This is a genomic window from Rubrobacter sp. M3-4 (assembly GCF_059772285.1).
The window spans coordinates 14735-40140 of sequence record NZ_JCBAJP010000008.1 but is presented as its reverse complement, the minus strand read 5'-3'; the positions used below and the strand labels follow the sequence as shown (position 1 = coordinate 40140).

Genomic DNA, 25406 nt, shown 5'->3' with positions numbered 1-25406 from the left:
GAGGGTATAGCACACTCCTCAGCCCGGTATGCGCGCGACGGCCCGCTCGATCTCCTCCTCGGAGTACTCCAGATCGACGAGTTCCCCGGCGAGATAGCGCTCGTACGCTCCGAGGTCGAAGTGCCCGTGTCCGCAGAGGTTGAACGCGATCACCCGCTCCTCGCCCGCCTCTTTCGCCGCGAGCGCCTCGTCTATGGCAGCCTTTATCGCGTGGTTGACCTCCGGGGCGGGGAGTATCCCCTCGACCCGGGCGAAGGTCACCCCGGCCTCGAACGTCGGGTTCTGCGGGTAGGCACGGGCCTCGACGAGCCCCTCGTGCACCAGCGCGCTGAGTATGGGAGAGTCGCCGTGGTAGCGCAGCCCGCCGGCGTGGATCCCGGCGGGGACGAAGTCATGACCCAGGGTGTACATCTTGAGCATCGGGGTCATCCCCGCCTCATCCCCGAAGTCGTAGGTGAATTTGCCCTTGGTCAGCGTCGGGCAGGAGGAGGGCTCTACGGCGATGAAGCGGGTCTTCCTGCCGTTGACCAGGTTCTCGCGCAGGAACGGGAACGCGAACCCGCCGAAGTTCGAGCCGCCCCCCGCGCACCCGATCACGACGTCCGGCCACTCCCCGGCCATCTCCATCTGCTTCATGGCCTCCTGGCCGTTGACCGTCTGGTGCAGAAGCACGTGGTTCAGGACGCTCCCCAAAGAGTAGTTCGCGTCCTCGCTCGACGCCGCATCCTCGACGGCCTCGGAGATCGCGATCCCCAAAGACCCGGTCGTCTGCGGATCCTCCTGCAGGACCCGGCGTCCGGCCCCGGTCTTCTCGCTCGGGCTCGGGTACACCTCCGCCCCGTAGGTCTGCATCATGACGCGGCGGTAGGGTTTCTGCTCGTAGGAGACGCGCACCATGTAGACGGTGCACTCCATCCCCATCAGCCGGCAGGCGAAGGCCAGAGACGAGCCCCACTGCCCCGCCCCGGTCTCGGTGGTCAGGCGTTTTACGCCCGCCTCGCGGTTGTAATAGGCCTGTGGGACGGCGGTGTTCGGCTTGTGGCTGCCGGGCGCGCTCACCCCCTCGTACTTGTAGTAGATGTGCGCCGGGGTGTCCAGATACCGCTCGAGCCGTCGCGCCCGGAACATCGGCGTCGGGCGCCAGAGGCTGTAGATCTCACGCACCTCCTCCGGAATCGGGATGTATCTCTCGGTGGAGACCTCCTGGCGGATTATCTCCTCCGGGAAGATCGCCGCGAGCGCTTCCGGCCCCACCGGCTTCCGGGTCGCAGGGTCGAGCGGTGGCTCCAGCGCGAACGGCAGGTCCGCGACCAGGTTGTACCAGCTCTCCGGCAGCTCCCGCTCGTCGAGGAGAAACTTCGTCTGCTCCATCCCACCACCTCCGTCGTACGTCCGGTCCGGCTGAGCTTAGCCGTCTCGGGAGTCGGTTGTCAACAAAACCTGCGCGGTGCGCCCGAAGCCTCCGGAGAGCGTCTCCATGTGCCCCGATCTTCTCAACCAACAGCCAGAACCGCTATCCCCGCAACCATAAGCCCGGCGGCGAAAAGACGCCTCTCCACCCCTCCCTCGGCGAGCAGCCTGCCCCCCATGAGGGCGCCGAAGAGGATACCCACCTCCCGCACCGGCGCGATCCTGCTGACCGGCGTGAAGACCATCGCCGTGAGCACCAGGAGGTAGGCGAGCGGGGAGAGGACCGCCACGCCTACGGCCTCCGCCCGGTGCTCGCGCCAGGTGCGACCGACCTCCTGCCTCTCACGCAGGGCGAGCGGGGTGAGCAGGGCGCTCTCCACGAACAGGGACGCCCAGTAATAGAGCAGGGGGGCAAGCGCGAGGTCGCTCACGGCGTACTTGTCCCATAAAGTGTAGGCGGCGATGAGTATGCCGGTGAGAATTCCGTAGACGACGCCCGCACGCCCGCTCTTTCCACCTCTCCCTACACCCGGCTCACGCGCCAGCAGGAACACACCGGCCGTTATCGCGAAGACCCCGCCCACGCCGAGGGGCCCGAGGCGTTCTCCGAAGACGATCGTCGCGGCGAAGCTCGAGAGCAGGGGTCCCGTGCCGCGCGCGAGCGGGTAGACGACCGAGAGGTCCCCGGCCCCGTAGCCTCTCTGCAGGCAGAGGAAGTAGGCGGCGTGCAGGATGCCGGTTCCGATCATGAACAGGGCTCCGATCTTTTCCACGTCGCCCCCTGCTCCGCGCAGCACGAAGATGGCGGCTACCGGGGTGTAGATCAGGGTGGAAAGCACGCTGTAGAGCCAGACGAAGGGCACACCGTCCTCTCCGGAGTGCTTGGCCAGAAGGTTCCAGGTGGCGTGAATGAGCCCCGAGCAGACGACGAGAACCAGAGCGAGGGTGGTCATCTATCATCGTCCATGAGATGACGGTCGAGAAAGGCGGCTATCCTGGGGTAGGCGTCGAGGCGGTTTTTCAGCCTGGCGAGCCCGTGCCCCTCGTCCTCGTAGAGGAGGTACTCGACCACCCCGCCGTTCTCTTCGACCCTCGCCACTATCTGCTCGGCCTCCCCCACCGGCACCCGCGGGTCGTTCTTGCCGTGGATGACCATGAGCGGGACCCGGATGCGCTCGGCCTTGTATATGGGGCTTATGGATTCCAGGAACTCGCGGTCGCGCTCGAGGGATCCGTACTCCCGCTCCCTTAGCGCCCGGCGGTAGCTGCCGGTGTTCTCCAGGAAGGTGACGAGGTTGGCGATCCCGACGATGTCCACCCCGGCGTCCCAAAGCTCCGGGTACTCGGTGAGCGCGGCGAGGACCATGAACCCGCCGTAGGAGCCGCCCATGACGGCCATCTTCTCGTGCCCGTTCTCCCTGAGCCAGTAAGCCGCGTGCGCGAGGTCGGCGACGGAGTCCATCCGCCTCTCCACGTCGTCGAGCCGGGTGTAGGTCTTCCCATAGCCGGTCGAGCCGCGGACGTTGGGTGCGAAGACCGCGTACCCGCGGTGCACGAAGTACTGGGTCACGGGCGCGAAGGCGGGGCGCGCCTGCGACTCGGGGCCGCCGTGTACGTTCACGATCACCGGGGCACCATCCTCTTTCGGCTCGTAGAAGAAGGCCGGGATCTCACGCCCGTCGAAGGACGTATAGCGCACGAGCCGGGGTCTCACGAAGCTCTCACGCGGTATCCCGGCGAGGGATGAGCGTGTGACACGCCGCACCTCGCCGTCGGGAAGCTCGGCGACCCACACGTCGGGGGTGCGGTCCGGACCGGTGAGGGTGAGGGCGAGGTGGTCGGAGCCCGGCGAGAAGGCTATCCCCCCGAAGACACCGCCGGGAAGGACAGAGCCCACCACCTTTTTGCCCTCCCCGTCGAACAGCAAGAGCTCCGAGTAGCCCTCGACGTTGCGCACCGCGGCGACGTAGCGGCCATCCCTCGCAACCTCGACCTCCTCCACGTCCCACTCGTCCGGGGTGAGATACTCGAGGTCGAGCGTCTCGAGATCCAACCTCGCAAGCCTCAAAAACTCCGCCCCGAGGTCGGTGGCCAGATATATGGACCGACCGTCGGCCGAGAAGACGGGCGAGACGAACCGGGCCTCACCCTCGTGCGGGGTGAGAAGGCGCGCTTTACCGTCGCCGGGATCCAGCAGGTAGAGGTCGCCGTCGACGTTGGAGTGATGTCGCGAGACGAGGAGCACCCCACCGTCGGGCGAGAAGCCGGCGACGCCGTGGTACCCGGAGACCTCCCAGACCATCTCCGGCTCCCCGTCGAGGCGCTGCACGTAGACGTCGAAGTCGGTGCCGTTGCGCCGGGTCGCGGTGTAGGCGATGCAACTCCCGTCCGGAGAGAACCCCCCGAAGTTGTGGATCGCCTGCGGCATCCGCGTCAGATCCCTCTCCTCCCCACCCTCGAGCACGAAGAGCTGCATCCGCTCGTTCCCCCCGGCGTCCATCGCGAACACGATGCGCCCGTCCACCGGCGAGTACTCAGCCCGCACGACCCGTTCCTCGAAGAACGTCCGCTGCTCCGGCCAGCCGCCCTCCACCCCAACCTCCCAGAGCTGCGGCACCCCCGTGACGTCGGTCAGAAAAGAGAGCGAGCGACCGTCCGGGGACCAGGACGCTCCGTAGGAACTTCTTATCTTCAAATATCGGTGAAAAGGCCTCGCCACAGTTTCCTCCTCCCGTACGCCAGTAGCCGGACCCAAAGCATACATCCCAGCGAAAACCGCAGCAAAAACGCAACCTTCACGTCGAATGTCCCTCGAATGTCGTCTTCTTACTATGCATCTGTGGAATTTCCTGTTACGAGATGTTTGTGAACTATTTCACAAACATTCTTGCGTCGTGCTTGCGCAAGGGGGGCTTTCTGCTATTCTCTCGCACCGTTGTTGTTGTGAAGGCAAAGATCTGGAGGGGGCTTCCTTGAAGTCTTTACTCAAGATGCTGTTCGTTGCTGGTGTTCTGGCCCTATCGGTAGCGTTCGTCCAGAAGAACGCGCAGGCCGAGCCGTTGGTCTCCAGCTGGTATGGGCCGGGCTTTCAGGGTGCGCTGACGGCGAGCGGGGAGCCGTTCAACATGTACGACTACACGGCCGCCTCTCCGTACCTGCCGTTCGGCACCAAGCTTAGGGTCTGCTACGACGGGTGCGTGGTGGTCACGGTCAACGACCGGGGTCCGTACGTGGCGGGCAGGCAGCTCGACCTCTCCTACGGTGCGGCGCAGGCCATCGGCCTGACCTCCGTCGGCGTCGGCACGATAGACGCCACGATCGTCGGCGGCGGCTACTACAACCCCTACTACTACGGCTACGGTTACTACTAAGCCGCCAACGGAGAGGTCAGTAAGATCGGGGCCCTTTCGAAAGGGCCCCGATCTTCGTGTGCCGGTCCCGCTGACCGTGATCCTGTATTAGGATTAGCGTAGGGATGCAGATGGAAGAGCTCAGCAAGATGCCGCTCTTCGAGTCTCTCGGGCAGGAGGAGCTGGAGGAGTTCGCGGAGGTCTCGGAGAAAGCGGTCTACGGTGCAGGGGAGGTCCTGATCCAGGAGGGCAGGCCCCACGAGCACCTCTTCGTCATACTCTCGGGCGAGGTGGAGGTTCTCAAGCGGGTGCCGGGGAGCAGGCCCAGGGTGCTGGCGCGCATGGACGCCGGCAGGGAACGGGCCGTCGTCGGGGAGGTCGGGCTGCTGGCGGAGAGCGCGGCTACCGCAACCGTACGGGCCCGGACGAAGGTGGAGGCGCTAAAGATCCCGCGCGCAAGGTTCCGGCGGATGATCTCCGGCGGGAATCCAGCCGCCTACAAGCTCTCCTACGGGATCGCGCGCACGCTGGCCCGGCGTCTGGCCCGGCTCGACGAAGAGGTCGCGCGCACGGCACGCGACCTCGAAGGTGGAGGAGACGTGGACCTCGAGGCATTCCGAGACAGGTTGATGACCGAGTGGTCCGCGCGGGAGGGACGATGAGGGAGGCGCCGCACCCACTGGAAGAGCTGGATCTCTTCGGGGGTCTGGATCCTGCAGAGCTGGAGCAGATCCGCAGGATAGCCCGTCAAATCGAGTTTGGTCCGGGCGCCACGCTGATACGCGAAGGGGAGCCGTGCCGGGCACTCTACGTGCTCGCCTCCGGAACCGTCGAGGTACGCAAGAAGATTCTGCCGGGCAGCACCCGCCAGCTCGCCGTCCTCAAGGCCCCGACCGTGGTGGGTGAGGTGGGGCTCCTCGCCGGAGGAGCGCGGTCCACGGCTCTCGTGCGGGCGCGAACCAGGACACGAGGGTACGAGATCCCGCGCGAGGCCTTCGTCGGGCTCGTCGAGGAAGGCTCACTCGCCGCCCTCAAGGTAGTCTACGAGCTGGGGCGGCTCCTCGCCGAGCGCATGGCGAAGACCGACGATACCATCGCGCAGCTCGTGACCCGGCTGGAGGAGGGCGGAGACATCCAGGGACCGGAGATCTTCCGGGACACCCTCATCCAGGAATGGGAGACCTGAGCTACTCCTTTATAGATTCCAGCAGCAGATCCCCGGTCTCCCGGACGTGGCGGGCGAGGAGGGCGAGCGCGGCCTCCTCATCACCCCGTCGGCAGAGTTCGAGCAGCTCGTAGTGCTCCCGCTGGGGCTTCTCGTAGTCCGAAAGAGCCAGGTGCATCCTGATGTAGCGCTCGAAGGCCACGTGCTGCATCCGGATGATCTCCATGAGCCGCGGCCTTCCGGCCGGGGCAAAGAGCGTGGCGTGAAAGCGCCAGTTCAGCTCCCCCCAGCGTGAGATGAGATCTTCTTCCTCGTCTATCTGGCGCAGGATGTCCTCCGCGCGGGCGAACTCCTCCTCTCCCAGCCTGGGGAAGGCCTTCCCCAGCGCCACGGGCTCGAGCATCTCCCGGATCTCGGTTATCTCCTCGACCTCGAGCCGCGAGAGCCGGGAGACGACCGCGCCGCGGTGCGGGTAGAAGGAGACGAGCCCCTCGCCCTCCAGCTGCCTGAGCGCCTCGCGCACCGGGATCTTGCTGACCCCGAAGCGGCGGGCGATCTCCTCCTGCCGCAAAGGTGTACCACCCGCGAGCACGCCGCTGAGTATGGCGTCGCGCAGCCCGGCGGCGACCATGTCCTGCGCCGTGCGGTATCCCCTGCCCGCTCTCCCAGCGAGATCTTCCAGAGTGTGTCCTCTCCAGGCGCCCTCCCGGCGCCCTAGAACCTCTCCACGACGGTCTTGGGAAGCATGTGCTGCTGCAGGTAGTCCGGGCCGCCGGCCTTCGAGTCGGTTCCCGAGAGCCCGAAGCCGCCGAAGGGTTGCACGCCGACCAGGGCGCCGGTGATGTGCCGGTTGAAGTAGAGGTTGCCGACGTGGAACTCGTGCCGGGCCCTCTCCAGGTGCTCCCGGTCGTTCGAGTAGAGGCCTCCGGTGAGCCCGTAGGGGGAGTCGTTGGCTATCGCCAGGGCGTCCTCGAAGTCGCGGGCCTTTATGAACGCGAGGACGGGGCCGAAGATCTCCTCCTGCGCTATCCTCGCTTTGGGGTCCACGCCGGCGTAGACCGTCGGCGTCACGAAGTAGCCGTCCTTCGGATCGCCGGGGTCCTCACCCAGGACCCGCTCGCCCTCCTCCCGGCCGACCTCGATGTAGCCCGAGACCTTCTCGAACTGCGGCTCGCTGATCAGCGGCCCGACGAAGACCTCGGGTCCATCGGGAGCACCGACGCGGAGTGCCCGAGCCTTCTCGACGACCCTCCGCAGGACCTCGTCGTAGACGTCGGCGTGGACTATCGCGCGGCTCGCGGCCGAGCACTTCTGACCCGCGTACCCGTAGGCGCTCCTCACGATGTCCGAGGACGCGGCCTCGAGATCGGCGGAGTCGTCGATTATCATCGCGTCCTTGCCGCCCATCTCGGCGATCACGCGCTTTATCCACTTCTGCCCGTTGGGTTTCGCGGCGAGCTCGTTGATCCTGAGTCCCGTCCGCATCGAGCCGGTGAACGAGATGAAGCGGGTCCTGGGGTCGGAGACCAGGTAGTCGCCTATCTCGGAGCCGTACCCGGCGCAGAAGTTGAGCACCCCCTCGGGCAGCCCGGCTTCGAAGAAGATCTCTGCGACCTTCGCCCCGATCACGCTGGTGAACTCGGAAGGCTTCATGACGATGGTGTTGCCGGTGACGATGGCCGCCGAGGACATCCCGGTGAGGATCGCCGTCGGGAAGTTCCACGGGGCGATGATGACCCCCACCCCCATCGGCTGGTAGAAGTAGCGGCTCTCTTCACCCGCGACCGAGTGCACCTCCGCCCCCTCCTTCAGGCGCAGCATCTCGCGGGCGTAGTACTCGAGGAAGTCTATGGCCTCCGAGACCTGGGCGTCGGCCTCGGGCCACGGCTTCCCGCCCTCGTAGATCTCCCAGGCGATCATCTCCGCTTTCCTGCGGCGCATGATGGCGGCGGCGCGCAGCAGGATGCGCGCCCTGGCCTCCGGAGCGGTGCGGCTCCAGTCCGAGAAGGCCCGCGTCGCGGCATCGAGCGCCAGGCTGGCCTCCCGCTCGGTCGCCCGGGCCACGCGGCCCACGACCTGCTGCGGTCGCGCGGGGTCTACCGAGACGATCTCACCCTCGGTCTCTACCTCCTTGCCCCCGATGATCAGAGGATAGCTCCTGCCGAGCTCTCCTCCCACCTTCTCGAGCGCGGCGCGCACCCTCTTTACGTTCTCCTGGTCGTTCCAGTCGAGGTAAGGCTCGTTTCTGAAGGGCGGAAGTCCCATGTCTCTCCTCCTGTCTCAGTGTCCGGCGACCCTCTTCAATGCACCGCCCACACTCTGAAGTACGTCCAACGTGACGTACCCCGCTATCTTCGGGTTCTCCTTGAGGCGCCGGGTGGAGTACTCGTACCACTGCTCGCCGTAGGGCACGTAGACGCGCACCTTGTGACCGTCCCGGACGAGTATGCGCCTGAGCTCCTCGTCCACACCGAGGAGCATCTGGAACTCGTAGCGGTCCTTCGAAACCCCGAGCTGGTGGACGAGGCGCAGCGCGTGCCAGACCAGGTACTCGTCGTGGGTGGCCACCCCGACGTAGCAGCCGCCGCGCAGCAGCTCCTCGAGCAAAAACACGTAGTTCTGACGCACGGTGTCGTAGTCCTTGTAGGCGATCTCGCGCGGCTCGTCGTAGATGCCCTTGCACAGCCGGACCGAGACGCCGGCCTCAACCAGGCGCTGCACGTCGTCTATGCTGCGCCGCATGTACGCCTGGATTACGGCCCCGACGTTCTCGTGGCGCGAGCGGGCGTCGAGTACCATTCGTATGGTCTTCTCGGTGTAGGGCGAGTCCTCCATGTCCACCCGCACGAAGCGGCCCCGCTCTCCGGCGTACCCCACGAGCTCTTCCAAGTTCGCCCGGCAGAGCTCCTCGTCGAGCGCGAGCCCGAGGGCGGTGAGCTTGACCGAGATGCCGCTCTCGAGGCCGTTTCTCTCCAGGGTGTCGACCACGCGTTTGTACTCAGAGAGCGTGGCGGAGGCCCGGGCCTTGTCGGTCGTGCTCTCGCCGAGCACGTCTACCGTCGCCACGCACCCCTCGGAGTTGAGCGCCCTTATGACGCGCACGGCATCTTCCAGGCGGGTCCCGGCGATGTAGCGGCTCGAGACCTCGCGCACGATGGGACGCGGCATCACCGGAACCGCACCGGCCATCACCCTGTCGAAGAGCCCCACCTCACCTCCCCCGTTCTCTAGCGGTCCGCCGGCGCTCGCGATGGGCCGGCCTCCCGGTTTCTCTTACCGAAATACCACGTGAGCGCGTAGGCGACCAGCACGACTCCTATGCTGAGCAGGGTCAGCAGAAGCTGCGAGCGGGTGTCGGCGTTGATGCCCACGGCGACGATGACCACGACGAAGACGCCTATGGTGAGCCAGGTCAGGTAGGGGTAGAGCCACATCTTTATGGCGAGCCTCTCGGGATTCTCCCGCTCTATGCGCCGCCTGAGCCTGAGCTCGGAGATGGCGATGAGGAGGTAGACGAAGAGCGCGACCGCCCCGGAGGTGTTGAGCAGGAATGTGAAAACGGCGTTCGGAGCGTAGAAGGCCGCGATGACCGAGAGGTACCCGACCGCCGTGCTTATGAGTATCGACCACACCGGCACGCCGCGTCCGTTGACCCGCAGGAAAGCCTTCGGGGCGTCCCCACGCCGGGCGATGGCGTTGAGCATCCTCGAGCAGGTGTAGAGGCCGGAGTTCAGGCAGGAGAGTACCGCGACCAGCACGACGACGCTCATTATCGTGGCGGCGCCGGGGAAGTTGATCTGCTCGAGGGCCGCCACGAACGGCCCGCGGGTCTGTCCCCTGGGCTCGAGCGCCGGGTCGTTCCACGGCACTATGGTCACGATCAGGAAGATCGAGAGCACGTAGAAGAGCATGACCCGCCAGATGACCGAGTTGGTCGCCCGCGCCACGCTGCGCTCAGGCTCACGCGACTCTGCGGCGGCCAGCGTGACTATCTCGGCGCCGACGAACGAGAAGATCAGGGTAGTAACCCCGGCGAACATCACGAGCGCGCCGTGGGGAAGGAACCCCCCGTGGGCCGTGAGGTTGGAGAAATCCAGGCTCGCCCCGGGCCAGAGCCCCAGCACGTACAGCGCCCCGAGCGCGATGAACCCTATTATCGCGGCGACCTTGATCGAGGCGAACCAGAACTCGAACTCGCCGTAGGAACCGACCGAGAACAGGTTGGTGCCGGTCAAAAGCAACATCAGCACCAGCGAGATCAGCCACTGGTACTGCGAGGAGAGGTCGAAGAGCCCCTGAATGATCAAAGCACCCGCCTGCGCTTCCACCGCGAGCACGATGACCCAGAAGTACCAGTAGAGCCACCCGACCGCGAACCCGGCCCAATCTCCCAGAGAGATCCGGGCATACTCCGCGAACGAACCTATCTGCGGCGAGGCGACCGCCATCTCCCCGAGCATCCTCATCACCATCACGATGATCAGCCCAGCTATCGCATAGGAGATGAACGACGCCGGCCCCACCGTGCTTATGACCGCCCCGCTGCCCACGAAGAGCCCGGCCCCGATGACCCCACCCAAGGAGATCATCGTCATGTGCCGCATCCTGAGCTGCTTCCTCAGCTCAGGAGCCTTCTCCCTACCTCCTTCTACATCAGCGATTCTCGCCAAAGCCCCCTCCTCTCCAGGATGCGCCCCACTCCCTCACCGCAGAGCACACCCACTCGAAAGCTTCCTTCGGGAACGAAAGTATAAAGTATACTTTCGAGTCGAGTCCAGGGCCATGGCTACGGCCCCGGGTCTTCCGGGGACACTCCGGGAGGGGCCTGTCGGGGAGAAGGGAGGTTGATAATGGGATCTGCTGGAGCTCGCGGGGAGCGTGTACCGGCTCTGCGCGTATCTTCGAGGGTAGGTGGAGAGCGATGGGATGGAGCGTCCGGAGGGGAGCTTCGTTCGATCAACCCGGCGCATCTGGACGAGGTGGTCGCGGAGGTTTCGCTCGGGGACGCGGGCACGTTCGTGGCGGCCTGCCGGGCGGCGAGGGAGGCGCAGAGCGGGTGGGCTGAGGTGCCGGCTCCGGTGCGCTCGCGAGTGATTCGTCGGATCGGGGATCTGACGATGGCCAACAAGGAGGCGCTGGCACGTCTGGTGACGCGTGAGATCGGCAAGCCCTACGCCGAGGCGCTCGGAGAGGTACAGGAGATAATAGACACCTGCGACTTCTTCACCAGCGAGGGCAGACGGCTCTACGGGCAGACCGTTCCCTCGGAGATGCCGGACAAGCAGCTGTTCACCTTCCGGATGCCGGTGGGGGTCGCGGCGATCATCACCGCCGGCAACTTCCCGGTCGCCGTTCCCTCCTGGTACATCGTCCCGGCGCTTCTGTGCGGCAACGCGGTCGTCTGGAAGCCCGCCGAGTACTCCCCGGCGACCGCCGACGCCTTCTACGAGATCTTCACCCACGGCGGCCTGCCGGACGGGGTCTTCAACGTCGTGCAGGCCGAGGGGGCGGTCGCCTTCGAGGGTCTCGAGCGGGCGCTCGAGGAGGGGCTCGTCGACAAGATCGGCTTCACCGGCTCCACGGAGGTCGGCAGGAGGATCGGCGAGCTCGCCGGGCGTCACCTGCAGACCCCCTGCCTCGAGCTCGGCGGCAAGAACCCGCTCGTCGTCATGCCCGACGCCCGGCTCGACCTCGCCGTCGAGGGTGCGCTCTTCTCGGGTTTCGGTACCGCCGGGCAGCGGTGCACCTCGCTCGGGACCGCGATCGTCCACGAGTCGGTGCACGACGAGTTCTTGAGGCGCCTCTCGGGGGCCGTCGGGGAGGCCAGGATAGGGGATCCGATGCAGGACGTGCTCTACGGCCCGATGCTCAGCGAGCGCTTCTACGAGCGTTTCCTGGGCTGGCTGGAGCTCACGAGAGACCACCACAGCCTGCACGGCTCGACCGGGACCGGCAGGATCACGAAGGAAAACCCGCGCGAGAACTTCGTCGGAAACCCCGAGGACGGTCTCTACTGCCACCCGACCATAGTCGACGGCATCACTCCCGAGGACGAGCTCTACAGGACGGAGACCTTCGGCCCGATCGTCGGGGTCGCGAAGTTCTCGACCTTCGACGAGGCAGTGGAGCTCGCGAACGGCCACGGCTACGGGCTGTCGGCGTCCATCTACACCGAGAACGCCAGAGAGGCCCTGCGTTTCCGCGAGCGCATCTCGGCGGGGATGCTCAGCATCAACAACTCGACCAGCGGGGCCGAGGCGCACCTGCCCTTCGGCGGCAACGGCAAGAGCGGCAACGGCAGCCGCCTCTCCGGGATCTGGGTGCTCGACCAGTTCACCCGCTGGCAGTCGATGAACTGGGACTACTCCGGCAGGCTGCAGAAAGCACAGATGGATCTCATCGAGCTCCCCGCGGACGAGGATTTCCGCCTCGATCCTGAGGGGGATGGCGTTTGACCTCCCAAGACGTCATCGTCGTGGGTCTGGGGGCGATGGGAAGCGCCGTCGCCTTCCACCTGGCATCGCGCGGGCTGCGCGTGCTCGGCGTCGAGCAATACTCCCCGGCCCACGAGCGGGGCTCGAGCCACGGTCGCTCGCGCATCATCCGCCTCGCCTATTACGAATCCCCCGAGTACGTGCCGCTCTTGCTGCGGGCATGGGAGCTGTGGGAGGAGCTCGAGGAGAGGAGCGCGCGCAAGCTCCTCTCCCGGACCGGGGCCCTGATGGTCGGTTCTTCGGAGAGCGAACTCTTCCGCGGCAGCCTGCGCAGCGCCACCGAGCACGACCTGCCCCACGAAGTGCTCGACGAGGGGGAGATCCGACGGCGCTTCCCGGCTCTCGATCCCCCTCCCGACACGTTAGCTCTCTACGAGGAGCGGGCCGGCTTCATCGTGCCCGAGGAGGGGGTGAAGGCCCATCTGCAACTCGCCGGATCCCTCGGAGCCGAGCTCCGTTTCGAAGAACGCCTCCTCTCCTGGGAAGAGAGTGATGGCGGCGTGCTCGTCGAAACCAGCCGGGGTTCCTACGGTGCCTCCCATCTCGTGCTCGCCCCCGGACCCTGGGCTCCGCAGCTTCTCGGGGAGCTCGGGGGTTCGCTGTATGTCGAGCGGCAGGTGATGGTGTGGTTTTCGGCCTCCTGCGACGGGCTGCCGGTCATCATGTGGGAGGCCGATGACGGACGCATCTTCTACTGCATCCCGGAGGGTCCGGAGAGGATCAAGGCGGCGCTGCATCACGGAGGCAAAAGGACAACCCCGGAGACGCTGGACCGCCGGGTGCACGAAGAGGACGTGGAGGCGATAAAGGGATATCTGAGGAAGTACGCCCCCGCCCTCGCAGGAGCCCTCGTAGAGGGCTCCGTGTGCATGTACACCAACAGCCCGGACCTTCACTTCGTGGTGGGGCCCCACCCGCGCCATCCACGGATCATCCTCGCCTGCGGTTTCTCCGGGCACGGCTACAAGTTCAGCGGGCTCATCGGGGAGGTCACAGCCGACCTGGTGACCGCAGGCAGGACGGATCATCCCATAAAACTCTTCTCCCCCGCCCGGCTCCAGCTCCAAGCCTGAGGTCTTTTCACCCCCTCCTCACCGCCGCAGCGGTGTATATTGGTGGCGGAACGAAGGAGCGCGCATGCAGGAAGACAAGGTCACGTTGACGGGCAGGCTCGCAGGAGTAGGGGAAGTAGAAGTCGGACGGGAGAGCGAGGAGATGTGCCATCTGGCATCCTTCTTCAGCGGCCTGGCCAACCCCACCCGGCTCTCGATCCTGATCCTGCTGGCCTGCAGAGGAGAGATGAGCGTCGGACAGCTCGTGGAGATCCTGGGCGCCCCGCAGCCGCGGGTCTCGGACCACCTGCGCTGTCTGGGTCGCTGCGGGTACGTGCAGGTGCGGCGCGCCGGTCGCAACGCCTTCTACTCCGTCGCCGACGTGCGGGTGCTGGAGATGCTTCGGCTCGGGGAATCGCTGCTGCACGACGGCCGCCTCGCTACCTGATCGCACACGGCGGGGAAAGAAGGAGATAGGCCGGCCAGGCGGCAGGTAGGGGGAACCGGCCTATCCTCACCCTTCATACGCTCCACCCCCTCTCCGGGTTGCGCGCTCAGAGGGATTTCTCGTAGCTCTCCCTCGACTCGATGCGTTCCATCCAGGAAGCGACCCTCGGCCACTCCTCGAAGGAGAGCTCTCTCCCCTCCGCGAGCTCCCGCAGACGGACGAAGTTGCCCGCGTAGGCGACGTCCGCCAGCGAGAAGGATCCCGCCAGATATTCCCGTCCCTCGAGGCGCACCTCCAGCTCCGAGAGATGCTCCTTCAGCCTCCGCATTCCCTCCGAGATGCGCTCCTCCGGGAGACCCCTCCTCCGCCCGGAGGCGGCCACGAAGACCGCCGGGAAGAACTTCGTGTCGGCAAACGACATCCAGATCCTGGCGTGCGCCCTCGCCTTTGGATCACCGGGCATCAGCGAAGGCTCCGGGAAGACCTCGTCGAGGTACTGGTTTATCACGTTGGACTCGTAGAGCGACTCCCCGTCCACGACGACCACCGGGACTTTCCCCGTGGGGCTCGCCTCCAGAAACTCCCTGCTCTTGTTCGCGAGGTCCACTTCGCGCGTCTCGAAATCAACGCCCTTCTCGTGCAGGACCATCCTGGTCCGCCGGGCGTAGGGTCAGGCCTGGGTGTTGTACAGCCGGATCTCCAACCTCTGCACCTCCTTGAAAACACAGCCTCCGAAATATCCTCTGCATGCCACGGGACGCTCGTGCCCCCGCCCCCAAGTTTACCCACCCACACCGAGGAGAACGGGGAAGGGTTGACGAGAGTCCGCTTCTCATTTATGCTGCCCGCGCAAAAGTTCGTACGTTTCTGGGTGGGACAAGGGGGGTATGGGGGTGTTCCAGCAGATACTCAACCCTACGGGCAACCTGGGGGCCACGGTCGCACTGGCTCTGATCCCGCTGGTGGTGTTGCTGCTCCTTCTGGCCGTCTTCAGGATCACGGCCTGGCTCTCGGTGATCATCGCCTCGATAGTTACCTTCATCATCGCCGTGGTCGTCTGGCAAGCCCCAGTAGGCAACGCGCTGCAAGCCTACGTCTACGGCGCCGCGACCGGCGTGTGGGCGGTGGACTGGATCACGTTCTGGGGGGTCGTGATCTTCAACACCCTGGTGGTCACAGGCTCCTTCGAGAAGCTGCAGGGATGGCTCATCCAGCAGGCCACCGCCGACGTGCGGGTGCAGACGCTGCTTCTGGCATGGGCTTTCGGGGCCCTGCTCGAGGGCCTCGTGGGCTTCGGGTACCCCTGGGCCCTCGTCGCGCCCATCCTCATAACCCTCGGGATCCGCGACCTCGACGCCATACGCGTCGCCGCGATAGCAAACAACGCCCCGGTCTCCTTCGGGGCCCTCGGGGTGCCGATCATCGCGCTCTCGGCCGTGACCGGGCTGCCGCTTCTTGCGCTCTCCGCCTCGATCGGTAAGATCGTCGCGCTTTTGGCTCTGCTGCCGCCGTGGGTCCTGATCTACCTGGTCACCGGCAGGCGCGGGCTCAGGGACGGCTGGCCGCTCGCGATCGTGGGCTCGCTCGCGTACATCGCCGGGCAGTATCCCACCTCGCAGTACCTCGGCCCCTATCTGCCGGACATCATCGGCTCGATCGTCTGCTTCGCCGCCCTGCTCGGCCTGCTCAAGGTCTGGCGCCCCCGCACGGTGCTGGGATTCGGCGGGACGCCGGTAGAGGAGAACGCCGCCTACAGCGAAGCCTCGCGTGCTCCCCGGCTCTCCGGCAGAGACCTCGCCGCCACCTTCACTCCCTTCATAATCCTGCTCCTGGTAGTCGTGCTGTGGACCGGTCCCTGGTCACCGCTTCCGGGGGTGAGCCTCTTCTCCGTCGAGGTGCAGGCCAGATCCGCCATAACGCACGAGGCCGTCTCCTCCACGTTCAACTTCGCCCCGTTCATAGGCGGCACGGCGATACTCGTCTCCTGGATCATAATGCTCGCGGTGCTCAGGCCCAGCGCCGCCGACCTGAGGCAGGTCTTCTCGCGCACCTTCTCCCAGATGTGGGGAGCCTTGCTGGTGGGCGTCTTCATCTTCGGGCTCGCCTACGTGTTCATCTACTCCGGCATGGCGCCTTCTCTGGCCTACGGGTTCTCGCGCATCGGTCCGGCGTTCATAGTCCTCGCCCCGATACTCGGCTGGATCGGGGTCGCCCTCTCCGGCTCGAACACCTCCACCAACACCATGTTCGGGGCGGTTCAGGCCACTGCCGGGAAGCTCCTCGGCTTCCCGGTCCTGCTCGCTCCCTCACTCGGCTCGGTCGGCGCGGAGGTCGGCAAGCCCGTCGCCCCGCAGACCGCGAGCGTGGGCGTCTCCACCAGCCGCTTCGTCCGCAACGAGGGCGAGGTGATCCGGCACAACATGGGCTGGACCCTCATCCTCCTCGGGTACCTGATCGTGGTCGGACTCTTCTACTACTTCGTGCTGCCGGGCGTGATGAGGCTGTGAGGGGCTACTCTTCCCTCACGGCCTCATCCAGCTTCTCCAGCACTCCCTCGTAGACGCGCCTTATCCCGGCGGGGGCGAAGAGCCGCTCGAAAAAGCCGGCCACTCCCCGTCCTCCGTTCCATTCGACGACGACACGCACCCGGGTCTCGTCTTCCCCCTGCGGGAAAAGGCGCCACGTCGTCGTGAACGAGGAGTCCTCATCGCTCTCCTTCAGCGTGCTCCCCGGCTCCGGTTCCTCGACGCGCATCCTGAAGGGCCGCTCACGGCCGGCTCGCAGCCGGTAGCGCACCAGCGTCCCGGCTCCCTTCCCTCCCTCCTCGACAGCGTAATCCGCGAAAGCCTCGGTGAGTATCCGAGGGTGTTTCTCGCGAAAGTCCGAGATGAACTCGTAGACCTTCTGCTTCTCGGCCGACACCGTCCTCTCCGCCGTCGCCTTCACGTGTGCCACTGCGAAGCACCTCCTCCCGGAAAACTTCCTCCGTCATGCACGACTCAGAGAATCTTATACTCTGTTACCCGCAAAAGGGTCTCAGGAACCCCCGTTCCCTGGTAGAGTCTCTCGTGGTGGGAGACTACGAAGAGGTCTGGCGACGGTTCGCGGTGGCCGGGGAGCTCGAGTTCGGCGGGCACACGGACCCTTCCTGGCGCCACGGACACGCGACCTCCGCCTCCTTCATCGTCCGGGTGGACGCCCGGCGTATGCGCGAGCGACTCGATCCGATACGCAGGGCGCTCGGGAGATTCCCGTTCGTCTCGCTCCACCCGGACCATTTCATGCACATAACGCTGCTCATGCTCGGCTTCCCGGTCCAGACACCCCGCCGCAAAGGAGAGATCTCCCACGCCAGACTCCGTGAGCTGGAGACGCGGGCCCGCACGACGCTCTCTCGCGTCCGGCCTTTCCGGGTACGCCTCGCCAACCTCAACGCCTTCCCCTCCGCGGCCTTCATCGAGGCACACCCGGAAGGAGGGCTCGAACGCCTGCAGGAACTCCTGAGCGTGGGGTGCGGCATGAGACGCCCGGCGGGTCCACCGCACCTCACACTCGCGTACTTTCACGCCCCGGACGGAACCCGCGCCCCGGTGGAGCTGATCGAAGTTCTCGAACGCTTCAGAGAGTGGCCCGTCGGAGAGGTGTTGGTGGAGGAAGTGGAGCTCTCGCTCCTGGACCTGCGTGCCCCCTACCCGAAGCCAAGAGTCCTGGCGAGTATACCCCTGGGAGGACACACTCCATCCTTCACGCTCGCGGAGCCCTGACCCCTAGAGACGCTCCCCTCTGGAAGCCGCTATCGCCTCGGCGAGTTCCTCCGGACGCCGCGAGCCGACGAGTACCTCCCTCCCACCGGCGAGCCGGACCCGAACCCCACGGTCCCCGAAGACCGTGTAAGCCCACCCGCCGGGACGCCAGCGGATGCCCCATCCACCCCACCCGACCAGCGGACGGTATCCAACGGCCTGCCAGGAGACTATCTCCCGGGTTGGGATCCGGCGGCGCACGAAGGGCCAAAACTCGATCTCGAGCATCCCGGGGCCCACGCGCACATCGAGCCGCACGGTGGCGAGAAAAGATGCAGCAGCGGCGCACGATATACCCTCCGCGAGGGCTCGTCCCCTGCCGACGGCCCGCCACCGCAGAGCGCAGAAGGCAACCCCCGAGGCCAGCGCCCTCTGGAGGATCCGGTTCCGCCACAACCACTGCTCCTCGGCGAAGTAGACCGTGCTCACGCGGCGGCTCCGAAAGACCCCTAGCTCACGCTCACCAGCTCACCCTGTACCACGAGGCGGTGGGTGTAGGTTGGGAGCGTGCAGCTCTGCAGGCTCACCACGGTCTTCCCGGGGACCGGTTGCATGATGCTCAGGTTGTCCGGCGAGACGACGACCTTGCGGAAGACCCGGTAGGTGTAGCGGGTGCCGTTGGAGTCGGTGATGATGATCTCGTCCCCGTTGTGCAGCTTGTTCAGGTCGTAGAAGAGCAGGAAGCTCCCGGTTCCCGCGTACCCGAGCCTGTGACCGGCTATGTAGGTGTTCGAACCGGCCTGCCAGGGGTAGCCGGTGCTCGAGATGTGCAGCGCCCCGCGGTTGAGGTCCTCCTCGTCCGTCGTCGGGCCGTTGTAGACCGGGACGTCGTGCACCCGCGCCATCGCCGGCACCGTGAGGCGCATGTTCGTGTTGTCCGGCGCGCTGCGGGCCGCGTAGGCCGAGAGCGGGTTGCCGAACATCGAATAGCTTATTATCGTGAGCCCGGCCAGGATCATGACCAGAGAGAGCAGGCTCCCGAAGAGCACCCGCCCTCTTCTCCTTCTGCGGTAGGTTCTCATCTTCCCTCCTCCGGCCGAAGTCCTTCCGAAACGGACCGTGAGAAGGATACACCGGATGGATAACAACCCGGTTACAGAAAGATTCCCTGCAGGTTACATTTCCAGCTCCAATCAAGGTGTCAAGCTCCATCCGATACGATAGAATGCCCTCCATGAAACTGGGGGTCCCGAGGGAGAGGGCGACGGGAGAGAATCGGGTCGGGCTCGTACCGGAGACGGTCGCACGGCTTGTACGCCTGGGGTTCGAGGTTCTGGTCGAGACGGGGGCGGGCCGGGAGTACAACCCGGATTCCGCCTACGAGGAGGCTGGAGCGCGGGTGCTGCAAGCCCGGGAGGAGGTATACGGCGAATCCGACGCCGTGGTCAAGGTGCTCCGTCCCTCCCCGGAGGAGGCCGAGATGATGCACGATGGGCAGCTCCTCGTCTGTTTTCTCAACGGTCCGATGTACCCGGAGCTCGTCGCGCGGCTCGCGGCAAAGGGCGTGACGGTCTTCTCGCTCGAGGCCATCCCGCGCATCTCGCGGGCGCAGTCGATGGACGCCCTCTCCTCGATGAGTTCGATCGCGGGCTACAAGAGCGTGCTGCTCGGGGCGAACGCGCTCGGCAAATACCTGCCGATGATGACCACGGCAGCCGGGACCACGAGGGCCTCGAAGGTCCTGGTGCTCGGGGCCGGGGTCGCCGGGCTGCAGGCGATAGCCACAGCCGGCAGGCTCGGCGCCGAGGTCACGGGTTTCGACGTCCGCCCGGAGGTCAAGGAGCAGGTGGAATCCCTGGGAGCCCGCTTTCTGGAGCCCGAGAGAGAAGAACCGGAGGAGGAAGAGGAGCCCTACGAGGAGTACGAGCCGAAGGGGCTCGCCAGGATCATGGTCGCGCTGGGCTTCAACTCCTTCGCCGAGCCCCCGGAAGAACGGGAGAAGAACGGGCGAAAGACCTCCGCCGAGGCCGAATCGATGAAGAGGACCGGCGGCTACGCCACGCTCCAGCCCGAAGAGAAGCAGCGGCAGGACCGGGAGCTCATCCGCAGGGAGCTGCGCACGACGGACCTCGTCATAACGACAGCCCAGATACCGGGGAGGAGGGCTCCGATCCTCATAACGCGCGAGATGGCAGAGGAGATGGCGCCGGGATCTGTGATCGTCGACCTCGCCGCCGAGAGCGGGGGCAACTGCGAGCTCACCGAGGCCGGCAAGACCGTCGAGCACCGGCTGGTCAAGATCATGGGTCCGGTCAACGTCCCCGGCATGATGCCCATCCACGCGAGCCAGCTCTACTCGCGCAACATGGAGAACGTGTTAAAACACCTCGCCCCGGAAGGTGAGCTCTCGCTCGATTTCGAGGACGAGATCACCGCCTCCGCTTGCATCGCGCACGCCGGCAAGATCCGCCACGAGCCCACCCGCGAGGCGCTGGAGAGGGGGCGGGGCTAGTGTCGAGCACGCTCCTTCTCTCCGAGTTCGCCGTCTTCGTCATCGCCGCCTTCCTGGGCTTCGAGCTGATCACCCGCGTCCCCAGCCTGCTGCACACCCCGCTCATGAGCGCGACGAACGCCATCCACGGGATCGTGCTCGTCGGGGCGATCCTCGCGCTCGCCGCCCCCGGCGACACCTTCACCCGGGTCATAGGCTTCATCGCGGTCGTCTTCGGCTCGATGAACGTGATGGGCGGCTACTGGGTCACCAACCGCATGCTCGAGATGTTCCGCGCCCGCCCGGCGCGAAGAAGGAGGCGCCCCCGGTGACGGCCGCCCCCGCCTTCCTCGCCTACCTGCTCGCCGCCGTCCTCTTCATCTTCGGCATCCGCCGGCTGCGCTCGGCCGAGACCGCCCGTTCGGGCAACTCGATCTCCGCCTTCGGGATGCTCATCGCGCTCGGCACCACGCTCTTCATCACCGGGACGCTGAGCCTTCCGGAGATCCTCGCCGGGATGGTCATCGGCGGGGCGATAGGCGCCGTAAGCGCCCAGAAGGTCAAGATGACCGCCATGCCGCAGATGGTCGCCGCGTTCAACGGGGTGGGAGGCGGCGCGGCCGCCCTGATCGCGCTCTCCGAGTTCTACCAGGCCGACGTGCTCGGCACCCGCCCGGAGACGCTCGTCGGCTCGATAACCGCGGTCCTGAGCATCCTGATCGGCTGCGTGAGCTTCGCCGGGAGCGTCATCGCATTCTCCAAGCTGCAGGACCTCTTCCTCACCGGCTCGGTCTCCTTCCCGCTGCAGCGCACCGTAAACGCCGCGGTCCTCCTCGTCGCGCTGCTGTGCGGAGCGAACGCTATCGCCGGCGGGGCGATACTCCCGTTCCTCTCCCCCTTCGCCTCGATCGCCGTCCTGTTCTTCCTCGCCCTCGGGCTCGGGGTGCTCCTGGTCGTCCCGATAGGCGGGGCGGACATGCCGATCGTGATCTCGCTCCTGAACGCCTTCACCGGGCTCGCGGCGGCGATGAGCGGTTTCGTCCTGAGCAACTACGTCCTCATCATAAGCGGGACGCTCGTCGGCTCCTCGGGCACCATCCTGACCCGACTGATGAGCAGCTCCCTGGGAAGACCGCTGGGCAAGATCCTCTTCGCCAGCGTCTCTGGGGCAGTGAAGAAGTCTGAAGGGGACGAGGAGCGCCCGGTCAACGCGGCGAGTCCCGAAGACGTGGCCGCGCTCCTGAACTACGAGGCGGAGAAGGTGATCATGGTCCCCGGCTACGGCCTCGCCGTAGCCCAGGCGCAGGGGGCGATGGCCGAGCTCGCCCGCCTGCTGGAGGAGCGCGGCAAGGAGGTGAAGTTCGCCATCCACCCGGTCGCCGGGAGGATGCCGGGCCACATGAACGTGCTCCTCGCCGAGGCCGACGTCCCCTACGACCGGCTCTACGACATGGAGGACATAAACGACGAGTTCGCCGAGACGGACGTCGTCATCGTCGTCGGAGCCAACGACGTCGTGAACCCCGCCGCGAGCGACCCGGAGGTGGAGAGCCCCATCTCCGGCATGCCCGTCCTCGACGTGAAGTCCGCCCGACACGTCGTCTTCATCAAGCGCTCCCTCTCCCCGGGCTTCGCCGGGGTGGACAACCCGCTCTTCTACGACACCGAGAAGACGATGATGCTCTTCGCCGACGCCAAACAGGGCCTGCAGGACGTCATCGCGGCCGTAAAGAGCGGCCAGTAGCGGCATTCAGACCCGCCGTTCCGGCGAGGTGATCCTACCTTCTGCCGCGTTTCAGCACGTAGCGCATCAGACCGTCCACGAGCATCGGGTAGTTGCCCGCCAGGTCGTAGTGAACGCCCTCTTCCCGGTCGACCCCCTCGGCGAGAAGCTCCTCGTCGCCCTTGCTCTCGAGCGCGGCGACGATCTCGTCGCGCTCCGCTCCCCGCTCCATTCGTTCCTCGACGAAGAGCAGCCAGTCCTCCAGGCGCTGCTCCAGCTCGTTCAGGTGCCGCTCGACGTCCTCGTAGCAGCCGAAGTGCGTCGGACGGAGGCTCGCGGGGGAGATCCGCCGGATCTTCTGGATGCTCTCCTTCCAGGCCTCGACGTCCACCTCCGGCGGCGGTGTCGGGGGACGCACGTACGAGCGTCCCGGCATCCGGATGCCGGCGACGTCCCCGGCGAAGAGCGTCCCGCTCTCCGGCTCGTGGTAGGCCAGGTGGTGGTAGGCGTGCCCCGGCGTGTCGTGCGCGACCAGCGCCCCGCCGCAGTCGAGCTCTATCTCCTCCCCCTCGCCCGGCAGCGCCTCGAGCCTCTCCTCCGGCACCGGACGCACCTCACCCCACAGCTCGTCCATCCTCTCGCCGTAGATGCGGGTCGCGCTCGCCAGAAGCTTCGTGGGGTCCGCGAGGTGCGGGTAGCCCACCCGGTGCACGTAGAATCTCGCCCGGGGCAGCATCTCCGCCAGATGACCGGAGGCCCCGGCGTGGTCGAGGTGGACGTGGGTGAGGAAGACCTGGGTCACCTCCTCCGGTGCGACGCCACGCTCCCTGAGCCCGCCCTCGAGCGCCTCAAGGCAGGTGGTGGGACCGGTCTCCACCAGCGCCGCCGCGCCCTCGCCGCGCAGAAGATACGAGGCTATGATGTGCTCGGTGCCGAGGAAGTTCAAATCGATGGTCTCTATTCTCATCTTCCCCCTCTGCAGGTCGCCACAGACCCGGATTATACAGGGGCTCTCTGGTAGACTCGCTGTGGCTTCTTTGGAGTAGAGGAGGACCTTCTGAGATGGACCTGAACCTCATGCGCGAGCTCTCCGTCAAGACCGACTCGAAGATCGTGCTGCTCGTCATGGACGGGCTCGGGGGGCTCCCGATGGAGCCCGGCGGCAAGACCGAGCTCGAGGCGGCGGACACCCCGAACCTCGACACCCTCGCCGCCGCTTCGGACCTCGGTCTCTCGCGCCCGGTCGCGGCCGGGGTGAGCCCGGGCAGCGGCCCGGGACACCTGGGCCTCTTCGGGTACGACCCGCTGCGCTACCGGGTCGGACGCGGCGTCCTGAGCGCTCTGGGCGTCGGCTTCGACCTCAAGGAGAGCGACCTCGCCGCCCGGCTCAACTTCGCGACCAAAGACTCCTCCGGCAAGATCTCCGACCGGCGAGCCGGGCGCATCCCCTCCGAGAAGGGCGAAGAGCTGGTGAAGAAGCTGAACGCGGGCGTCGAGATAGAGGGCGTCGAGACCTTCGTCCTGCACGAGAAGGAGTACCGGGCCGTGGTGATCTTCCGGGGCGAGGGTCTCTCGGACGCGCTCTCGGACTCCGACCCGCAGCGCACCGGCCTCGAGCCGCTCCCCGTAAAGCCGACCGACGGCTCGAAGGAGGCAGAAAGAAGCGCCCGGATCGCGGGCGCTTTCATCGAGCAGGCGAACGGGATCCTCGCGGACGACCACCCGGCGAACACCGTACTGATGCGCGGCTTCGGGATGCATCCGGCCCTCCCCTCCTTCGACGAAACCTACCGGCTCGACGCGGGCGCTATCGCGGTCTACCCGATGTACAGGGGGCTGGCCCGGCTCGCCGGGATGCAGCTCCTTAAGACCGGGAGCGAGATAGCCGACGAGTTCTCCGCGCTCGAGGAGAACTGGGAAAACCACGACTTCTTCTTCGTCCACGTCAAGCCGACCGATTCCGCCGGCGAGGACGGCGACCACGAGAGGAAGTCGCGCGTCATCGAGACGGTCGACGCCCAGATCCCACGCCTCCTCGACCTCGGACCCGACGTGCTCGCGGTGACCGGCGACCACGGCACCCCCGCCAAGCTCAAGAGCCACTCCTGGCACGGCGTCCCGTTCCTGCTCCACTCCCCCTACACCCTGCCCACCGCAGACTCCTTCGGCGAGCGGGCGTGCGCGGGCGGCTCGCTCGGCGTCTTCCCGGCCGAGGAGATAATGGGCCTGCTGATGGGACATGCCCTCAAGCTCCAGCGCTACGGGGCGTAAGCTCCCCGCGGAGCTGGCGGCGCTCGAGCGCGAGATCGTCTCCTGCCGCCGCTGCCCCAGGCTCGTAGCCTGGCGCGAGCAGGTGGCACACGAGAAGAAGGCCGCCCACCGGGGCGAGGAGTACTGGGGGCGTCCGGTCCCCGGCTTCGGGGACCCGCAGGCGCGGGTCGTGATCCTGGGCCTCGCCCCCGCCGCCCACGGCGCGAACCGTACCGGTCGCATCTTCACCGGCGACCGTTCGGGGGACTTCCTGTTCGCCGCGCTCCACCGGGCGTACCTGGCGAACCAGCCAACCTCCACCCACCGAAAAGACGGGCTCAGGTTGAAGGGGGTCTGGATCTCCGCCGCCGTCCGCTGCGCCCCACCGCAGAACAAACCCGCCCCCGCAGAGCGTGACGCGTGCCTGCCCTACCTCGAGCGCGAGCTGGAGCTCTTGCCCGAGGCCAGGGTCCTGCTATGCCTGGGAGCCTTCGCCTGGGACGCGGCGCTCAGGCTCTTCGCGGTGCGCCCGAAGCCCAAATTCGCCCACGGCGCCGAGCACAGGGTCGGGGACATCGTGCTACTCGGCTCCTACCACGTCTCCCAGCAGAACACCTTCACCGGCGTCCTCACCCCGGCGATGCTCGACGAGGTTCTGCGGCAAAGCAAGGAGCTCGCCGGGTTGGGATGATCGCCGCATTCCGGAGGAAAACGCGCCGCCATGCTCGGCTGCTAGAATTATCCGGGTGTTCGGAAAAGCGTGGCATAGCGTGGTCGGCGTCCGTGGGGTGGCCTTCGTCGCGGTCGTGGCGCTGCTCTTCCTCTCAGCCTGCTCCCAGCGCAGCACGGGAGAAGCCCCCGGGGCGCCCGGGGGAACCTCCACGATCTCCGCGAGCAGCGCGGCGCAGGTCACGATCCGGACTTCCTCCGCCCCCGCCGCCACGATGAGGGAGGGAGATACCGCGTCCGGAACCACCTCTGCACCACCTCGGAAGGTCACGCTGAGCGTGGAAGGGGACCGGGGGGTGAAGTTCTCCGGGCTTTGTGAGTCTGGGGGAAAGGAGACGGTCATAAGCGGGACCGTCCCCAAACTCTTCAGCTACAGGCTGCAAGGACAGGGGCTCTCCTGCAGGATACAGAAGCAGGGAGGCAAGGGCGCCCTGCGGGTGACGCTCCTCGTGGGCAACACGACCCGCTCCGTGCAGCAGACCAGCGTACGCAAGGGTACCATCCACGTCTCCTACTCCGGTGGAAGATGAATCCGGCTCGCGACGAGCCGC

The 25406-nt window shown here is 66.4% G+C and carries 25 protein-coding genes and 1 pseudogene; 14 read left to right on the top strand and 12 right to left on the bottom strand.

Annotated elements, in window-relative coordinates:
• Nucleotides 1–18 precede the first annotated feature (18 nt).
• The 3 genes from AC6EKW_RS10375 to AC6EKW_RS10365 all read right to left on the bottom strand — a co-directional run bounded on the left by AC6EKW_RS10375 (nucleotide 19) and on the right by AC6EKW_RS10365 (nucleotide 4174).
• On the bottom strand, nucleotides 19–1371 hold the full coding sequence (locus AC6EKW_RS10375) for a TrpB-like pyridoxal phosphate-dependent enzyme (protein WP_498514335.1): 1353 nt from the start codon (nucleotides 1369–1371) through the stop codon (nucleotides 19–21).
• 122 nt (nucleotides 1372–1493) lie between these two features.
• A complete protein-coding gene (locus AC6EKW_RS10370) occupies nucleotides 1494–2363 on the bottom strand; it encodes an EamA family transporter (protein ID WP_498514334.1) in 870 nt (289 codons plus the stop codon).
• The gene (locus AC6EKW_RS10365; protein WP_498514333.1) at nucleotides 2360–4174 is read right to left on the bottom strand and encodes a S9 family peptidase; all 1815 of its coding nucleotides are present in this window, start codon (nucleotides 4172–4174) and stop codon (nucleotides 2360–2362) included. Before AC6EKW_RS10365 ends, AC6EKW_RS10370 begins: the two co-directional genes overlap by 4 nt.
• A gap of 208 nt (nucleotides 4175–4382) precedes the next feature.
• Between AC6EKW_RS10365 and AC6EKW_RS10360 the strand changes: the two genes are divergently transcribed.
• The 3 genes from AC6EKW_RS10360 (at nucleotide 4383) to AC6EKW_RS10350 (ending at nucleotide 5946) form a co-directional block, all read left to right on the top strand.
• Complete coding sequence (locus AC6EKW_RS10360) at nucleotides 4383–4781, top strand: septal ring lytic transglycosylase RlpA family protein (RefSeq protein WP_273886565.1); 399 nt, start codon at nucleotides 4383–4385, stop codon at nucleotides 4779–4781.
• Between the two features lie 110 nt (nucleotides 4782–4891).
• Entirely contained in the window at nucleotides 4892–5422 is a 531-nt protein-coding gene (locus tag AC6EKW_RS10355; RefSeq protein WP_498514332.1) for a cyclic nucleotide-binding domain-containing protein, read from the top strand.
• Complete coding sequence (locus tag AC6EKW_RS10350; RefSeq protein WP_498514331.1) at nucleotides 5419–5946, top strand: Crp/Fnr family transcriptional regulator; 528 nt, start codon at nucleotides 5419–5421, stop codon at nucleotides 5944–5946. The genes AC6EKW_RS10355 and AC6EKW_RS10350 overlap by 4 nt, the downstream gene beginning before the upstream one ends.
• 1 nt (nucleotide 5947) lies before the next feature.
• Here AC6EKW_RS10350 and AC6EKW_RS10345 read toward each other — a convergent pair whose 3' ends face one another.
• The 4 genes from AC6EKW_RS10345 to AC6EKW_RS10330 all read right to left on the bottom strand — a co-directional run bounded on the left by AC6EKW_RS10345 (nucleotide 5948) and on the right by AC6EKW_RS10330 (nucleotide 10529).
• Complete coding sequence (locus AC6EKW_RS10345) at nucleotides 5948–6556, bottom strand: GntR family transcriptional regulator (RefSeq protein ID WP_273843652.1); 609 nt, start codon at nucleotides 6554–6556, stop codon at nucleotides 5948–5950.
• 83 nt (nucleotides 6557–6639) lie between these two features.
• Nucleotides 6640–8190, bottom strand: a complete 1551-nt coding sequence (gene pruA, locus AC6EKW_RS10340) for an L-glutamate gamma-semialdehyde dehydrogenase (protein WP_498514330.1) — start codon at nucleotides 8188–8190, stop codon at nucleotides 6640–6642.
• Nucleotides 8191–8205: 15 nt separating this feature from the next.
• Entirely contained in the window at nucleotides 8206–9135 is a 930-nt protein-coding gene (locus AC6EKW_RS10335) for a proline dehydrogenase family protein (protein WP_498514329.1), read from the bottom strand.
• Between the two features lie 17 nt (nucleotides 9136–9152).
• Nucleotides 9153–10529: an amino acid permease gene (locus AC6EKW_RS10330; protein ID WP_420542007.1), complete on the bottom strand. Its 1377-nt coding sequence runs from the start codon at nucleotides 10527–10529 to the stop codon at nucleotides 9153–9155.
• A gap of 246 nt (nucleotides 10530–10775) precedes the next feature.
• Between AC6EKW_RS10330 and AC6EKW_RS10325 the strand changes: the two genes are divergently transcribed.
• From AC6EKW_RS10325 to AC6EKW_RS10315, 3 genes are all read left to right on the top strand, one after another.
• Nucleotides 10776–12380 carry an aldehyde dehydrogenase family protein gene (locus AC6EKW_RS10325; protein WP_498514328.1) on the top strand — a complete coding sequence of 535 codons (1605 nt, stop codon included), beginning with the start codon at nucleotides 10776–10778 and terminating at the stop codon, nucleotides 12378–12380.
• Entirely contained in the window at nucleotides 12377–13492 is a 1116-nt protein-coding gene (gene solA / locus AC6EKW_RS10320; protein ID WP_498514327.1) for an N-methyl-L-tryptophan oxidase, read from the top strand. Before AC6EKW_RS10325 ends, solA begins: the two co-directional genes overlap by 4 nt.
• 64 nt (nucleotides 13493–13556) lie before the next feature.
• On the top strand, nucleotides 13557–13919 hold the full coding sequence (locus tag AC6EKW_RS10315; protein ID WP_498514326.1) for an ArsR/SmtB family transcription factor: 363 nt from the start codon (nucleotides 13557–13559) through the stop codon (nucleotides 13917–13919).
• Nucleotides 13920–14025: 106 nt separating this feature from the next.
• On the opposite strand, the pseudogene AC6EKW_RS10310 reads toward AC6EKW_RS10315, so the two are convergent.
• Nucleotides 14026–14577, bottom strand: a pseudogene (locus AC6EKW_RS10310) (glutathione S-transferase family protein); the annotation flags it as partial.
• A gap of 235 nt (nucleotides 14578–14812) precedes the next feature.
• On the opposite strand from AC6EKW_RS10310, the gene AC6EKW_RS10305 reads away from it, so the two are divergent.
• A complete protein-coding gene (locus AC6EKW_RS10305; RefSeq protein WP_273886555.1) occupies nucleotides 14813–16426 on the top strand; it encodes an L-lactate permease in 1614 nt (537 codons plus the stop codon).
• Between the two features lie 4 nt (nucleotides 16427–16430).
• Here the strand turns inward: AC6EKW_RS10305 and AC6EKW_RS10300 are convergent, their stop codons facing one another.
• A complete protein-coding gene (locus AC6EKW_RS10300) occupies nucleotides 16431–16874 on the bottom strand; it encodes an SRPBCC family protein (protein ID WP_273886554.1) in 444 nt (147 codons plus the stop codon).
• Between the two features lie 116 nt (nucleotides 16875–16990).
• Here AC6EKW_RS10300 and AC6EKW_RS10295 point away from each other — a divergent pair, with 116 nt between their 5' ends.
• Nucleotides 16991–17683, top strand: a complete 693-nt coding sequence (locus AC6EKW_RS10295) for a 2'-5' RNA ligase family protein (protein ID WP_498514325.1) — start codon at nucleotides 16991–16993, stop codon at nucleotides 17681–17683.
• Between the two features lie 3 nt (nucleotides 17684–17686).
• On the opposite strand, the gene AC6EKW_RS10290 is transcribed toward AC6EKW_RS10295, so the two are convergent.
• Nucleotides 17687–18151: a hypothetical protein gene (locus tag AC6EKW_RS10290; RefSeq protein WP_498514324.1), complete on the bottom strand. Its 465-nt coding sequence runs from the start codon at nucleotides 18149–18151 to the stop codon at nucleotides 17687–17689.
• 20 nt (nucleotides 18152–18171) lie between these two features.
• Nucleotides 18172–18744, bottom strand: coding sequence for a class E sortase (locus tag AC6EKW_RS10285; protein WP_273886551.1), 573 nt, complete (start codon nucleotides 18742–18744; stop codon nucleotides 18172–18174).
• 152 nt (nucleotides 18745–18896) lie between these two features.
• On the opposite strand from AC6EKW_RS10285, the gene AC6EKW_RS10280 reads away from it, so the two are divergent.
• From AC6EKW_RS10280 to AC6EKW_RS10270, 3 genes are read left to right on the top strand one after another with little or no spacing between them, the layout of a single operon-like run.
• On the top strand, nucleotides 18897–20174 hold the full coding sequence (locus tag AC6EKW_RS10280; protein ID WP_498514323.1) for an NAD(P) transhydrogenase subunit alpha: 1278 nt from the start codon (nucleotides 18897–18899) through the stop codon (nucleotides 20172–20174).
• Entirely contained in the window at nucleotides 20174–20485 is a 312-nt protein-coding gene (locus tag AC6EKW_RS10275; protein ID WP_273886549.1) for an NAD(P) transhydrogenase subunit alpha part 2, read from the top strand. The genes AC6EKW_RS10280 and AC6EKW_RS10275 overlap by 1 nt, the downstream gene beginning before the upstream one ends.
• Nucleotides 20482–21897, top strand: a complete 1416-nt coding sequence (locus tag AC6EKW_RS10270) for an NAD(P)(+) transhydrogenase (Re/Si-specific) subunit beta (protein ID WP_498514322.1) — start codon at nucleotides 20482–20484, stop codon at nucleotides 21895–21897. Before AC6EKW_RS10275 ends, AC6EKW_RS10270 begins: the two co-directional genes overlap by 4 nt.
• 34 nt (nucleotides 21898–21931) lie before the next feature.
• Here AC6EKW_RS10270 and AC6EKW_RS10265 read toward each other — a convergent pair whose 3' ends face one another.
• Nucleotides 21932–22843, bottom strand: coding sequence for an MBL fold metallo-hydrolase (locus AC6EKW_RS10265; RefSeq protein WP_498514321.1), 912 nt, complete (start codon nucleotides 22841–22843; stop codon nucleotides 21932–21934).
• A gap of 95 nt (nucleotides 22844–22938) precedes the next feature.
• Between AC6EKW_RS10265 and AC6EKW_RS10260 the strand changes: the two genes are divergently transcribed.
• The 3 genes from AC6EKW_RS10260 (at nucleotide 22939) to AC6EKW_RS10250 (ending at nucleotide 25385) form a co-directional block, all read left to right on the top strand.
• Nucleotides 22939–24147 (top strand): 2,3-bisphosphoglycerate-independent phosphoglycerate mutase, encoded by a 1209-nt coding sequence (locus tag AC6EKW_RS10260; protein ID WP_498514320.1) that lies wholly within the window; start codon nucleotides 22939–22941, stop codon nucleotides 24145–24147.
• Nucleotides 24116–24817, top strand: coding sequence for a uracil-DNA glycosylase (locus AC6EKW_RS10255; RefSeq protein ID WP_273886545.1), 702 nt, complete (start codon nucleotides 24116–24118; stop codon nucleotides 24815–24817). Before AC6EKW_RS10260 ends, AC6EKW_RS10255 begins: the two co-directional genes overlap by 32 nt.
• 79 nt (nucleotides 24818–24896) lie before the next feature.
• Nucleotides 24897–25385, top strand: a complete 489-nt coding sequence (locus AC6EKW_RS10250; RefSeq protein ID WP_498514319.1) for a hypothetical protein — start codon at nucleotides 24897–24899, stop codon at nucleotides 25383–25385.
• The last annotated feature ends 21 nt before the right edge of the window (nucleotides 25386–25406 follow it).